The sequence below is a fragment of the Aeromonas sp. QDB18 genome (assembly GCF_027705325.1).
Lineage (GTDB): Bacteria > Pseudomonadota > Gammaproteobacteria > Enterobacterales > Aeromonadaceae > Aeromonas > Aeromonas caviae.
In genome coordinates this window covers 50,727-64,665 of the sequence record NZ_JAPDBQ010000002.1, presented here as the reverse complement: position 1 = coordinate 64,665, position 13,939 = coordinate 50,727, and the positions used below count along the sequence as shown (strand labels likewise).

The window sequence follows — 13,939 nt, the reverse complement described above, 5'->3', positions numbered from 1 at the left end:
ATCTAAAGAAAACGGCTGCCCTCGGGCAGCCGTTTTGCATTCCGGGGACAGGGTTTTGCCCCCCGATCACCCTATTTGATCACCAGATCCGTCAGGGGCACGGCGCAGCAGGCGAGGATCTTGCCCTCGGCCCGCTCGGCGGCGCTGATGGCGGGGGCATCGGGGTGATCCACCTCGCCCGAGACCAGGGTCTGCTTGCAACTGCCGCAGATGCCGGCACGGCAGCTCCAGGGCAGCTCTACCCCCTGCTTGTTGGCCTGATCCAGCACGGTGCCCTGGTTGTTGCCCGCAAACTCCCGCTCGCCGATACGCAGTTGCACCGCCTGATGGGGGCGGGCCACCGAGAGCAGGGCCCCGCCAAAGCTCTCCTGGCGGATGCGCCCGGCCGGTACGCCGAGGGCGGTCAGCCGGTTGGCTGCATCGGCCATGAAGCCGTGGGGGCCGCAGATGAACACCTCCCGTTCGGTGAGCTGCTTGACCTGTGCGAGGTGCTCATCGCCGAGTCGTCCCTTGAGCCCCTGCCAGTGCGCATCGGGCTGGCTGAGGATCAGGGTGAGGGTCATTCCCTGCTGCGCCATGGCGTGCAGCTCGCTGGCGGCAGGAATATCCGCCTCGCTGCGACATAGGTGCATGAAGTGGACGTCACCGAGCTCCCCCCGTAGTGCCAGAGTGCGGGCAATGGAGAGCATGGGGGTGACACCGGATCCCGCCGAGAGCAGCAGCAGCCTGCGCTCGGACCCTAAGTGAAACTCGCCGGCCGGGGGGGCGGCCAGCAGGTGATCGCCCACTTTCAGCTCATGGTGCAGCCAGGGGGAGAGGCGGCCATCGGCCAGCTTCTTGACGCTGATGCTGTAACGCTCGGGCCGCTCCGGCGTGGAGCTCAGGGTGTAGCGGCGTTGAACCCGTGTGTTTTTGATATCGAGGCTGATGGGCAGGTGCTGGCCAGGCAGGTAGTCGGGCAGGGGCTCGCCGTCGGCGGCCTCGAACCAGAAGGTTTCCAGATCCCGGGCCAGGGGTTCCCGGGCGACGCACACCAGCTCCCGCTTTTTCGGGGCCGCGTTGGGGTAGACCGGCGCCCGGGCCCGCTCCAGCACCTCGATCTCGCTGCCCGCTTCAATCCACCCCTCGTTCAGGGCCACCAGATTCTGGCCGAAATAGACCTCACCATCTTCGCCACGGCGGTAGCGGGTGAGGGTAGCCAGCGGCTCTTTCAGGGCATTGAAGCGCTCCGAGCCTGCTTCCACCGTGGTCATGATGCAGCGGCTGCACGGCTTGTCCACCCGAAACTCCACCTCGCCGATGCGGATCCGCTTCCAGCCATCCTCTTCGAAGGGGCGGGTGCCGCTTGCCACCAGGTTGGTACGAAACTGGCTTATCTGGTGCAAGGCATCGGATCTCAGGTTGAGATCCTCAAGGGAAGCCTGGCTGATGAGCAGCAAGGGGTAGCCGTCCGCAAAGCTCACCCGGGTGCCGGTCTTCTCCCGAAAACGATCGGATGCCTCCCCGAGCCAGAGCAGGCGCACCGGCTCCCTCGCCACCCGGCTCAGCCACTCATCGGCTTCTGGCCCGGTGTGCAGGGCGGTAAAGCGATCCCCCCAGACACCGGTGTGCTGAGGGGCGCGACTGAACGCCGCCTCCATGAGAGCAAGGGGGGGCAGACCCGGATAGCGCAGTTGCAGCCCCCCCTCGACGGGGGTGGCCACCACCTGCTGCAACTGGGGATGGGTGCGGGCGGTTATAAAGGTGCCATCCGGTTTGACCACCATGTAGCGGCGATCCCCGGCAAGTCCCTCCTGGGTCACCCGGGCGCGCTCCAGCGGCATGCCTGCCGTCGATTTGATGGGGTAGAGATGTATGCTGGCGAGGGTCGGCATGTCCTGGTCCTTGTGCTGTGGCGATTCCTGTGAAGAGGGGAAGATAACGATTCCTGTCCCGGGCGGCAATCTTCTCCTGCTGCCCACGTCGAGGGCGGCGAGGGGGCTCGGGCGACAGGCCCGAATGGCTGCGGGGTGTGACGAGGATCCGGTTGTGAAGGGGGCGACCCATAAAGCGCAACATTTATTGATCCTGATCCACCATGTCGTACAAAAAACGGCCCATTATCGGGCCAGCTTCCAGTTTCTGACGCTTTCGCTTCTTCCCTCTCCGGCCACCGTCTGCCCAGGCAAAACGGTATCAAGCGCATTCGGATGGGGCCTGTCACACAAAAAGAAGAAAGCAATGTATGAGCAAACAACTGGATATGACCCCACAGCCGGATCTCTCCCAGAAAACGGGAACAGGCCCGGTCCGTACCCGGCTGCCCGTCTGGCGGCCGGCCCTGCCACCTTGCAACCATGCCTGCCCGGCTGGCGAGAACATCCAGGCCTGGCTTGCCCTGGCCGAAGCGGGCCGCTTTGAAGCGGCCTGGCAGACTCTCATCGAAGAAAATCCCCTTCCTGCGGTCCACGGGCGGGTCTGCTATCACCCCTGCGAAACGGCCTGCAACCGTGCCCAGGTGGATGATGCCGTCTCCATTCACGCCATCGAGCGCTTCCTCGGCGACGAGGCGCTGGCCCGCGGCTGGCTGCCTGCGCCCCCCGCACCCGCCAGCGGTAAGAAGGTGCTGGTGATCGGTGCCGGTCCCTCCGGCCTCTCCTGCGCCTGGCACCTCAATCGGCTAGGCCATCAGGTGGAGATCCGCGAAGCGGGGCCGCTGGCCGGCGGCATGCTGCGCTTCGGTATTCCCGCCTACCGCCTGCCCCGTGACATGCTGGACAGGGAGGTGGCCCGCATCGTCGCGGCCGGGGTGACGCTGACTCTCAACCACAAGGTGGAAGACGTGCTCAAGGCGCGCGACGAGGGGGGCTTTGACGCCGTCTTCATGGCCATCGGCGCCCATCTGGCCAAGCGGGTCGATATTCCGGCCCGGGAGGCGGGCAAGATCCTCGATGCGGTGAGTTTCCTCGAGCAGGCCAGTCTTGCCGAAGAACAGGGCTTGCCACCGCCAAAACTGGGACGGCGGGTGGCCATCTACGGTGGCGGCAACACCGCCATGGACGCGGCCCGTACCGCCCGTCGCCTTGGGGTGGAAGAGGCGATGATCATCTACCGCCGCGACCGGGATCATATGCCGGCCCACACCTTCGAAGCCGATGAGGCCGAGGAGGAGGGGATCAAGATCAACTGGTTGCGCACCATCCGCCAGCTCGACAGTACCAATATCGAAGTGGAGGTGATGGCGCTGGATGCTGAGGGCAAGCCGGTGCCCACCGGCCAGTTTGAAACCCTCGAAGCGGACTCCCTCATTCTGGCGCTCGGTCAGGAGGTCGACCTCTCGGTGCTGGAGAGCATTCCCGGGGTACGGGTCAACAAGGAGGGGGTGGTGCAGGTCGGCGAGAACCTGATGACGGATGTGCCGGGTCTGTTTGCCGGCGGCGACATGGTGCCTTCCGAGCGCACCGTCACCATCGCCACCGGTCACGGCAAGAAGGCGGCGCGCCACATGGATGCCTGGCTGCGCGGTCGCCTCTACCACAAACCGCTTTCCTATTCATTGGTGGGGCCGGAGCAGTTGCAACTCTGGTTCCAGACCCACGCGCCCGCCAGCAGCCAGCCGGTCAAACCGGCGTGGGCGCGGGACGACTTTGGCGAGATCATCGGCGGGCTGGATGAGGTGGCAGCCCGCTACGAGGCGGCGCGCTGCTACTCCTGCGGCAACTGCTTCGAGTGCGACGGCTGCTATGGCAGCTGCCCCGAGCAGGCCATCGCCAAGTTGGGGCCGGGTCTGGGGTATCAGGTGGATGCCGAGCGCTGCACCGGCTGCGGTGCCTGCCACGACCAATGCCCTTGTCACGCCATCGAGCTGCGCCAACCGGAGGAGTCCCAATGAAACATGAACTGATCATGGTTGACGGCAACGAAGCCGCGGCCCGGGTGGCGTATCAGCTGAGCGAAGTGTGTGCCATCTATCCCATCACCCCGAGCTCGACCATGGCCGAACTGGCCGATGCCTGGGCGGCAGAAGGGCAGACCAACCTGTGGGGTAACATCCCTACAGTGGTGGAGATGCAGAGTGAAGGGGGGGCGGCCGGCACGGTACACGGCGCCCTGCAGGCGGGGGCGCTCGCCACCACCTTCACCGCCAGTCAGGGACTGATGCTGATGCTGCCCAACATGTACAAGATCGCCGGTGAATTGACTTCGGCGGTGTTCCATGTGGCGGCCCGATCCTTGGCGGCGCAGGGGCTGTCGATTTTTGGCGACCATCAGGATGTGATGGCGGCGCGCAGCACCGGCTTTGCCATGCTCGCCTCCGGCTCGGTGCAGGAGGCGCAGGACTTGGCCTTGGTTGCCCACAGCGTCACCTTGCAGTGCCGGGTGCCCTTTATCCACTTCTTCGACGGCTTTCGCACCTCCCACGAGGTGAACAAGATAGTCGCGCTGCACAAAGATGAAATTCGCGCCCTTATCGACAACGACTGGGTACGCGCCCACCGTGCCCGGGCGCTCAACCCGGATCATCCGGTGATGCGTGGCACGGCCCAGAACCCGGATACCTATTTCCAGTCCCGCGAGAGCGTCAACCCCTTCTACGAGGCGGTACCGGCGCGGGTGCAGCAGTGCATGGACAACCTGGGCGAGCTGACCGGCCGCCACTACCGGCTGGTGGAGTATCACGGCGCGCCCGATGCCACCGACGTCATCGTGCTGATGGGCTCGGGGGCGGCCACCGCCCGCACCACCGTGGATTGGCTCAACCGGCAGGATCGCAAGACCGGTGTGCTGGTCATTCGCCTCTATCGCCCCTTCCCGGTACAGGCGCTGCTTGATGCGCTACCGCAGAGCGTGCGGCGCATGGCGGTGCTGGATCGCACCAAGGAGCCGGGCGCCGGTGGCGAGCCGCTGCTGCTGGATGTGCAGAGCGCCCTTATCGACGGCTTGCAGCGCGGCCTTATCAAGCGGCTGCCGTGGCTCAGTGGCGGCCGCTATGGCCTCTCTTCCAAAGAGTTCACCCCCGCCATGTGCGCTGCCGTGTTCGAGGAGCTGGCATCCGATGCGCCGCGCCCGCGCTTTACCGTGGGGATAGTGGACGATGTGTCGGGCCTCAGTCTGGCCTGGCACCCCATCGGCGATCTGGAGCCCGCCAGCCGGGTGCGGGCGCTCTTCTTCGGCCTCGGTGCCGACGGCACCGTGGGCGCCAACAAGAACAGCATCAAGATCATCGGCGAGCTGGAGGGCTTCCACGCTCAGGGCTACTTCGTCTACGACTCCAAGAAGTCGGGCTCGCGCACCGTCTCCCACCTACGCTTTGGCCCCGAGCCCATCGACGCTCCCTGGCTTATCGAGCAGGCGAGCTTTATCGGCTGCCACCAGTGGGGCTTTGTCGAGTCGGTAGACCTGCTGGAGCATGCCGCCGAAGGGGCGACCCTGCTGCTCAATGCTCCCTATGAGCCTGACCGTGTCTGGGCCGAGCTGCCCGAGCGGCTGCGTGCCCGCATCCGCGCCCTCGATATCCGCCTCTACTGCATCGATGGGGATCGGGTGGCCGAGCGTAACGGTATGGGCAATCGCATCAACACCATCATGCAGACCTGCTTCTTCGCGTTGGCTGGCATCTTGCCGCGGGATGAGGCGATTGCGCTGATCAAGGAGAGCATCGAGAAGAGCTATGCCCGCAAGGGGCCCGAAGTGGTCGAGCGCAACTTCGCGGCGGTGGACGACACCCTGGCCCACCTCCATCAGGTGGCCATCCCGGCCGGTGAGGAGCAGATCAGCGACTATCCGCTGCCATTGGCGCCGGGTGGCAGCGAGTTTGTCCAGCGCGTCACTGGCGAGATGCTGGCGGGGCGCGGCGATTTGATCCCCGTCTCCATGTTGCCGGTGGACGGCACTTACCCCACCGCCACCAGCCGCTTCGAGAAGCGCGATATCGCCCGCGAGGTCCCGATTTGGCATTCGGATATCTGCATCCAGTGCGGCAACTGCGTCTTTGTCTGTCCCCATGGGGTGCTGCGGGCCAAGTTCTACCACCAGGACTGGCTGGCGAGCGCCCCCGAGGCCGCCCAGTCGGTGCCCGTCACCGCCAAGGGCTTCCCCGACAGCCGCTACACATTGCAGCTCTACCAGGAAGATTGCACCGGCTGCGGCCAGTGCGTGCAGGCCTGTCCGGTGCGGATCGGGGCAGATGAGAGCCATGAAGGCGAGCGCGCCATCGCCATGATGGACAAGGGGCCGCATCTGGCCGGCCAGAAACAGGCGCTCGGCTGGTTCGAGAGCCTGCCGTGGCCTGCCCGCGAGCGGGTGGATTTCTCCACCGTGCGCGGTGCCCAGTTCCTCGAGCCCCTGTTCGAGTTCTCCGGTGCCTGCGCCGGCTGTGGTGAGACCCCTTATCTCAAGCTGCTGACCCAGCTCTTTGGCGATCGCATGCTGGTGGCCAACGCCACTGGCTGCTCCTCCATCTACGGCGGCAACCTGCCGACCACGCCGTGGGCCAAGAACGGCGAAGGGAAGGGGCCGGCCTGGTCGAACTCATTGTTCGAGGACAACGCCGAGTTTGGCTTTGGTTTTCGCCTCACCGCCGATCAGCACCACGGTCAGGCGGTGGCCGCCTTGCAGGCGATGAAGGGAGAGATTGGCGCAGAGCTGGTCGAGACGCTTGTCAGCGCCCCGCAGCGGCTGGAGTCACAGATCCGCGCCCAGCGTACCCGGGTCGCCCAAGTGCGGGAGCGGCTGGAAGAGGTGAAATCCGGCAAGGCCCGCGAACTGCTCTCCTTGATTGATCAGCTGGTGCGCCGCTCGGTCTGGATAGTGGGCGGCGATGGCTGGGCCTATGACATCGGCTCGGCGGGGCTCGACCATGTGCTCGCCTCCGGCCGCGATGTGAACGTGCTGGTGATGGATACCGAGGTCTACTCCAACACCGGCGGTCAGATGTCGAAATCGACCCCGCTCGGCGCCGTCGCCAAGTTTGCGGCAGGGGGCAAGACGCTGGCCAAGAAGGACGTGGCCCTGCAGGCCATCGCCTACGGCAACGTCTATGTGGCCCGCATCGCCTTCGGGGCCAACCCGCAGCAGGCGCTGCAGGCCTTGCGGGAAGCCGAGGCCTATCCGGGCCCGTCGCTTATCATCGCCTACAGCCACTGCATCGCCCACGGCATCGACATGGAGCAGGGGCTGACCCAGCAAAAACGCGCCGTGGCCTCCGGTCACTGGCCGCTGATGCGCTACAACCCGGTACTGCGCAGCGCGGGGCAGAACCCCTTCAGCCTCGACAGCCTGCGCCCCTCCATCCCCCTCGCTACATACCGCCAGGAGGAGACCCGCTACCGGGTGCTGGCCCAGAGCCACCCACAGGAGGCCGAGCGACTGATGCAGGTGGCGCAACGAGTGGCGTGGCAGAAGTGGGCCACCTACGAGGAGATGGCCACCCGCGAGGCCAGCCAGTTCCATCCGCCGGTGTGATCATGGGATGAAACAGGTATGACAAAGCGGGCCTGTTGGCCCGCTTCGTTTTCCGGTGCCAAGGGAAGTGGCCGTTGCCGCGCCTTGGGGCGGCCAACAAAAAGCCCGGCGTCGGGCCGGGCTGGCAGGATAAGTTGCTTATCCAGGTATTCGTCGAGGCGTCTAGTGTGGATGTTGTTTGAGGATGTCGTATATCTCCTCTTTCAGTTTAAGTTTCTGTTTTTTCAGATCCTTCACCTCGGAGCTGTAGTCGCTGGCGTGGTGTTTCTCCAGCTTTCTGATCTCCGCATCCAGGTCGTTGTGCAAGTCAAACTTCTTCTGGAAATGGACATCACTGCTCTTCAGTTTCGAGATGAGATCTCTGTACTCCGGAAACATGTAATGAAGCCTCCTTGTTGTCATTTGATTGTGCCTGCAAGACCAAAGTACCCCTTACTGCCGGGGAGAAACGTGATCCCGATCCAATTCGGGGCCACGGAATTGCTGCATGGGAAGGGTGATTTTTAACTGTTTGAATTACATGATGATTGCCTGCTGACCCTGGGGCAGCAGAGGAAAGAAGCGGGATCCGCTTCACATTCGGGAGAGGGGGGCTGCAACGGGGCGGGCAACAAAAAGGGGCGCGAGGCCCCTGACTGGAAACGGGTGAGCCGTTTACTCTTTTTTCTTTTTCTTCTCGGGCAGGGGCTTGCCGTCTCTGGCAATCACCTTGCCCGCCTCGAAACCGATCTGCGCCGCCAGCTCTTCCAGATCCGGCGCCTTGGCCTCGTTGCCGATGGCGTACTGGTAGTTGGCGATGGAGATCTTCTCCGCCACCGGTGTGCCCGGCACGATGGGTTCGCGCCAGCCCTGACCGATGTGGGCCACCAGGGTGCCGTTCATGATGAGCTCGCCGACGATCTCCTGGGTGGGGATGCCCTTGCCATAGGTGAGGCCCTGCGGGTGCTTCTTGCCGACCAGGGGCTCTTGGCTTGCGGGCATCAGCTTGGTGCGGATCAGCCACTTGGGCGATTTGGTCTTGCCCACCGCCTTGCCGGTCTGATATTCGTTGATCTTGATGGTCTTGATCATCTGGGCCGTGAACTCCTTGGTCAGGGCCTTCTGGGCTTCGCTGGTCTCGTCGATGACGATGGGGGCCACATACCAGGTCTGGGGAGCCTGCGCCTTGGGGGTCGTCGGGGCGGTTTGCGCCATGGCGAGCGGGCTGAGCAGGATGGCCGTCAACAAGAGTCCGATTTTCTTCATGGTGATTCCGCTTATGTTTCTACAAGAATTTTGTTTTGCCAGCGACGACTGCGCCAGCGCCAGAACATGGCCAGACCGCGCACCCACTCGTCGCAGGCGAGGGCCAGCCAGATGCCTACCAAGCCATAGCCCTGCATGATACCAAGGAAATAGGCCAGGGGAACGGCAATGCCCCACATGGAGACGAGCGCCATGTAGAGCGGGAAACGGGCATCCCCGGTGGCGCGCAGGGCGTTGATCACCACCAGATTGAAGGTGCGACCGGGTTCGAGGATGAGGCTGATGAGGAAGAGCTGCGCCACCTGGGTGATGATGTCGGCGTCGTCGGTGAACAGGCTGATGATGGCGCGGCCGTTGAGGGCGGCGGCGATGGCGATGGCGGCGGTGACGATGAGGCCGAGTTTCAGGCTCTTCATCAGTTGGCGATAGGCCTGATCGAAGCGTCGGGCCCCCGCCAGGTGGCCGATGATGATCTCGTTGCCAAGGCCGATGGAGAGGCCGAACAACAGGATGAACAGGCAGATCTGGAAGAAGTAGGACTGGGTCGCCAGCGCCTTGTCGCCGAGCAGGCCGACGAAGGCGGTCACCACCATGAACTGCAGCATCCAGGAGAGGTTCTCCCCCGCCGCCGGCAGACCGATGTGCAGCACCTTGTCCAGCATGGCGCGGCTTGGGCGGACGATCTCGGGCAGACGCAGCCGGATGCCGGTCTTGCGCGCCACCAGCCATACCAGCAGCGCCACCCCGACGATGCGCCCCGCCACCGTGCTGATGGCGACCCCGGCGACCCCGAGCTGGGGCAGGCCGAACCAGCCATAGAGCAGCAGCAGGTTGCCGACGAAGGTGATGAGGTTGACGATGAGGGTCACGTACATGGCCTGGCGGGTGTGGCCGTGGGCACGCAGGGTGGCGGCCAGACAGAGGGCCGCCGCCTCCGGCAGCAGGCAAAGCCCGATGATCTGCAGGTAGAGGCTGCCGTCGCTCATCAGGTGGGCAGGCAGGTTCATCAGCGCCAGCATGGTGCCGGCCCCCGCCATGACGCCGACCGCGGCCACCAGTCCCACCAGCAGGTTGAAACCGATGGCGGTGTGGATGACGACGCGGGCTTTTTCCTTGTCTCCCGCCCCCAGATACTGGGTGATCACCACGCTGGTGCCGATGCTGACGAAGCTGAACAGGGTGATGGCGAGATCGAACACCTGGTTGCCCACCGCGAGGGCCGCCACCCCCTGATAGGAGACGTGGCCCACCATGAAGGTGTTGAGGGCCCCGGTCAGAAAGTGAAGGGCCAGATCGATGAACAGTGGCCAGGTCAGGGCGAAGAGGGAGCCCGGGCCTGCGTGGGATTGAGTCTGCATGGGATATCCAGGTGCTGGCGATGGCCCTCGTCAGGGCCAACTGGAGGGGCATTTAACACCAAGCGGGGGCGGGGTGCAATCCTGGTCGCAGGAGGAGGGGCCTGTGACCGGGGGATGTCTCTCAGACCGGCGTGGCGCCGGCCTCCTGCTCGCTGGGGCGGGTGAGGCGCGCCGAGTCGGGCAGGTCGTCATCGTGCGGCCAGCGGGTGAGCAGGGCATCCGTGGTGCTCTCCACCCCCTCGTCGTCCCGGAACACCGGCTCCCGGTAGCAGCGGGTCATGCGCAAGGCCTGGTACATGTCGGGGCAGAGGATGATGCCATCCTCGCCGACCCGGATCCCCGCCTGTTTGAACCACTGGCTCATCTGGCCGTGCCGACCGGCCATCACCATGTGGATGCCGCGCCGCTTGAGCTCCTTGTGCAGCTCTCCCACCATGCTCATCACGCTGATGTCCTGATGGGTGAAGCAGGCCACCGCATCCACCACCAGGCACCTGGGATTGTGGGGATCCTGCACCAGCAGTGCCAGCACCCGCCGCTTGAAGTAGGGGGCGTTGAAGTAGGTGAGCGGGGAGTTGAAGCGATAGACCAGGATGCCGGGAATCGCCTTGGCCTGCTCGTTGTCCCCCAGGGTGCGCACCACGCCCTCGTCGTCCATGCCGAGCAGCTGGTCGGTGGGGCGCATCACGTTGCGCAGGAACTGGAACAGCCCCAGCAGGACTGCGAGGGTGATGCCCGGAATGACCCCCATGGTGAGCACGCTGACAAAGGTCACCAGGGCGAGCCAGAAGGCGGCGCGGTCCGAGTCGCGCAGGGCCAAGAGGCCGCGAAAATCCGTGAGCGACAGGGAGGCCATCACCAGCACCACGCCGAGGGCGGCGGTGGGAATGTATTGCAGCGGTGCCGTCAGGTAGAAGGTGACCAGGGCGATGACGGCGGCGGCGATGATGGAGACCAGCTGGCTTTTGCCGCCGTTGGCGTCGTTCACCGCGGTGCGCGAATCCGCCCCGCTGATGGCAAACCCCTGGGAGGCGGCCGCCGCCAGGTTCGCCATGCCCAGCGCCCTAAACTCCTTGTCCGCATCAATCTCGTAGCCATTCTTGGCGGCGAAGCTGCGGGCGGTGAGCATCATGGAGACGAAGCTCACCATGGCGAGGTTGAGGGCGGGCAGCACCAACTCACGGATAAGCCCGGGGGGAAAGTCCGGCATCTGGAAGGCGGGCAGCCCCGAGCCGATGGTCCCCAGGGTGGCGATGTCGACACGGCCGAGATTGAACAGCCACACCAGGGCCGCCGTCACCACCATGGCCACCATGGAGGAGGGCCAGGCCGGTCTGTAGCGCTTGGCCAGCAGCAGGGTGAGCAGGGCGGTCAGACTCATGGCCAGGGTGGGCAGATGGGTCTGGGTAATGTAGCTGGTGCCGTTCAGGATCCGCTCTATCAGGTAGCGCTCGCTGAAGGTGAAGCCGAAGATCTTGGAGAGTTGGCCCACCATGATGGTGATGGCCACCCCGTTGAGCAGCCCCATCAGGATGGGGCGGGAGAGAAAGTCTGCCAGCACCCCCAGTTTGAAGCGGCTGGCGATGAGGCACCAGAAGCCGGTCATGGCGGTCATGGTCATCACCAGTTGCCAGTGACGGGTGGGATCCCCGGCGGCGAGCGGCGTGACCACGGCGGCGATCACCGCGCAGGTGGCGGCATCCGGACCGACGATGAGCTGACGGGAGGTGCCAAAGAGGGCGTACACCACCATGGGCAGGATGCAGGAGTAGAGGCCGACGATGGCGCCCACCCCGGCGAGCTCCGAATAGGCGATGGCCACGGGCAGGGCCACGGCCGCGACCGAGAGGCCAGCGCGAAGATCCGGCATCAGCCAGGCCCGCTGGTATTGCAGCAAGGCGGCGAGCCCCGGCAGCCAGCGCTCGAGAGAGAAGAAATCGCGCATTATTTAACCCATTGAGTTACAAACATCTTTTTCTTAGTGTGCCCAAGGTTGTCGGCCCTTTGCAATCCGCTCATGGCCAGTTCACCACAAGGTCAGGCCAGATGCGTTGCCACTCCTTGGCCCTGACCCGTTCGCTAAAGATACGGCTCTCCTGGCGACAGCGCGGATTGGGGCTCACCACCAGGGACCAGTTGGGGGCAAAGCCGTAGGGGGCCAGCCACTCGAACGCATCATCTGCCAACAGGCGGACTCCGATGCAGGTGGGTATCTCCACCCAGTGGCTGAGGGCCGAGAGCGAGCTGGCAAAAGGAGGCACCTGCTGGCGCAGATGCATGCGGGCCTGGTTGCGCACCTCCCACTGCTGGCCCGGCATCCTGGCGGCGAGCCAGGCTTCGTGATCGGCCTCCTTCAATCCAGTCGGATCAGCGCTGTCCAGATAGATAAGGTCGATGTCGTTGAGCGGGGTGGGCTCGGCCTTGTCATGGAGGTGATCCCAGATGAGGTTGCGCACAAACCCCGCCCCCAGGGCCCAGTCGGGCAGAGCCAGCTCCCGCGCAGCCCGGAGGCAATCCATGCGCGGGTGATCAGCCCGCAGCAGGGCCTCGGTGCAGGCCCGCAGGTGTGCCTCCCGCAGCGGCCCTGCGTCAACCTGCATTGCGGCGCAACCAGACGTCGATGTAGCTGCAGCTCGGCACTATGGTGAGCCCCTCAGAGAGGGCCCAGTCGTAGAAGCGGCGGGCCAGCTTGTCGGCAATCCCCTGTCCGCGCAGCTCGGGGGGAACCTGGGTGCTGTAGGCGTCCACCGTGGTGGCGTCCAGCCGGCGATAGGCAAGGCGGGAGATCTTGCCGTCCACGGTGCAGACAAATTGCTGCTGATCGGCCTGGTGAAGGATGTCGCTCATCGGGGGTCCTCTTTGGGTGAATGGGAAGATCAGAACATGGCGGACAGGGTTTGCCAACGCCATTCTTTGCGCCCATGGCGGGCTCGCTTACACTGGCCGGCCTGCGAATGGTCGCAAGGCAAGGTATAGAACATTGAGAGAGGATGGATCCGTCATGGCCTTCGCCACCCTGGACGATCTGATAGGCAACACCCCGCTGCTGGCGCTGCGCCGCATCAATCCGCACCCCGGCGTCACCCTGCTGGTGAAGCTGGAGGGCAACAACCCCGCCGGCTCCGTCAAGGACAGGGCGGCGCTGAACCTCATCAGGCAGGCAGAGGCGAGTGGTCACTTAGCGCCAGGAGCCCGGCTCATCGAGGCCACCTCCGGCAATACCGGCATCGCGCTGGCCATGGTGGCGGCGTCCCGGGGTTACCGGATGCGACTCATCATGCCGAGCAACATGAGTCAGGAGCGGCGCGACGCCATGCAGGCCTACGGCGCCGAGCTGGTGCTGGTGGAAGAGGGCATGGAAGCGGCGCGAGACCTCGCCCTGGCCATGCAGGCGCGGGGGGAGGGGCTGGTGCTCGATCAGTTCAACAACCCCGCCAACCCGGATGCCCACTACCGCTCCACCGGCCCCGAGATCTGGCGCCAGAGCGGCGGGGCGGTCACTCACTTCGTCTCGGCCATGGGCACCACGGGCACCATCATGGGGGTCTCCCGCTACCTCAAGGAGCAGAACCCGGCGGTGGCGGTGATCGGCCTGCAACCGGCCGAGGGGAGCCAGATCCCCGGCATTCGCCGCTGGCCCGAGGCCTACCGGCCCGCCATCTTCGAGCCTGCGCGGGTCGATGGGGTGCTGGATGTGACACTGGAAGAGTCCCTCGTCATGATGCGCCGCCTGGCGCGGGAGGAGGGGATCTGCTGCGGTGTCAGCTCGGGTGGCGCCGTGGCCGGGGCCTTGCGGGTGGCGGCAGAGATCGGGCAGGGGGTGGTGGTGGCGATCATCTGCGATCGGGGGGATCGCTACCTCTCCACCGGGGTCTTCACCCCCGATGCCTGAC

The 13,939-nt window shown here is 65.0% G+C and carries 10 protein-coding genes; 3 read left to right on the top strand and 7 right to left on the bottom strand.

The genetic code is table 11. The features are described from left to right. Positions 1 to 71 precede the first annotated feature (71 nt). Positions 72 to 1,874: a hybrid-cluster NAD(P)-dependent oxidoreductase gene (locus tag OKC30_RS00840; protein ID WP_160836872.1), complete on the bottom strand. Its 1,803-nt coding sequence runs from the start codon at positions 1,872 to 1,874 to the stop codon at positions 72 to 74. A gap of 350 nt (positions 1,875 to 2,224) precedes the next feature. Between OKC30_RS00840 and OKC30_RS00835 the strand changes: the two genes are divergently transcribed. Together OKC30_RS00835 and nifJ are read left to right on the top strand one after the other, a co-directional pair. After that, positions 2,225 to 3,871, top strand: a complete 1,647-nt coding sequence (locus tag OKC30_RS00835) for an NAD(P)-binding protein (protein ID WP_160836870.1) — start codon at positions 2,225 to 2,227, stop codon at positions 3,869 to 3,871. Further along, entirely contained in the window at positions 3,868 to 7,443 is a 3,576-nt protein-coding gene (gene nifJ / locus OKC30_RS00830) for a pyruvate:ferredoxin (flavodoxin) oxidoreductase (protein WP_270666057.1), read from the top strand. The genes OKC30_RS00835 and nifJ overlap by 4 nt, the downstream gene beginning before the upstream one ends. Positions 7,444 to 7,605: 162 nt before the next feature. On the opposite strand, the gene OKC30_RS00825 is transcribed toward nifJ, so the two are convergent. The 6 genes from OKC30_RS00825 to OKC30_RS00800 all read right to left on the bottom strand — a co-directional run bounded on the left by OKC30_RS00825 (position 7,606) and on the right by OKC30_RS00800 (position 12,893). After that, positions 7,606 to 7,821: a YdcH family protein gene (locus OKC30_RS00825; RefSeq protein WP_005313020.1), complete on the bottom strand. Its 216-nt coding sequence runs from the start codon at positions 7,819 to 7,821 to the stop codon at positions 7,606 to 7,608. A gap of 276 nt (positions 7,822 to 8,097) precedes the next feature. Beyond that, a complete protein-coding gene (locus tag OKC30_RS00820; protein ID WP_160836866.1) occupies positions 8,098 to 8,688 on the bottom strand; it encodes a hypothetical protein in 591 nt (196 codons plus the stop codon). A gap of 11 nt (positions 8,689 to 8,699) precedes the next feature. Continuing rightward, positions 8,700 to 10,046 (bottom strand): MATE family efflux transporter, encoded by a 1,347-nt coding sequence (locus tag OKC30_RS00815; RefSeq protein WP_160836864.1) that lies wholly within the window; start codon positions 10,044 to 10,046, stop codon positions 8,700 to 8,702. A 121-nt stretch (positions 10,047 to 10,167) separates the two neighbouring features. Then, positions 10,168 to 11,991 (bottom strand): SulP family inorganic anion transporter, encoded by a 1,824-nt coding sequence (locus OKC30_RS00810; protein WP_041212698.1) that lies wholly within the window; start codon positions 11,989 to 11,991, stop codon positions 10,168 to 10,170. A 70-nt stretch (positions 11,992 to 12,061) separates the two neighbouring features. Beyond that, positions 12,062 to 12,646 (bottom strand): nucleotidyltransferase family protein, encoded by a 585-nt coding sequence (locus OKC30_RS00805; RefSeq protein ID WP_160836862.1) that lies wholly within the window; start codon positions 12,644 to 12,646, stop codon positions 12,062 to 12,064. After that, positions 12,636 to 12,893 carry a GNAT family N-acetyltransferase gene (locus OKC30_RS00800; protein WP_053288626.1) on the bottom strand — a complete coding sequence of 86 codons (258 nt, stop codon included), beginning with the start codon at positions 12,891 to 12,893 and terminating at the stop codon, positions 12,636 to 12,638. Before OKC30_RS00800 ends, OKC30_RS00805 begins: the two co-directional genes overlap by 11 nt. Positions 12,894 to 13,047: 154 nt before the next feature. On the opposite strand from OKC30_RS00800, the gene cysM reads away from it, so the two are divergent. Beyond that, complete coding sequence (gene cysM, locus OKC30_RS00795; RefSeq protein WP_128273275.1) at positions 13,048 to 13,938, top strand: cysteine synthase CysM; 891 nt, start codon at positions 13,048 to 13,050, stop codon at positions 13,936 to 13,938. Position 13,939: the final 1 nt, after the last annotated feature.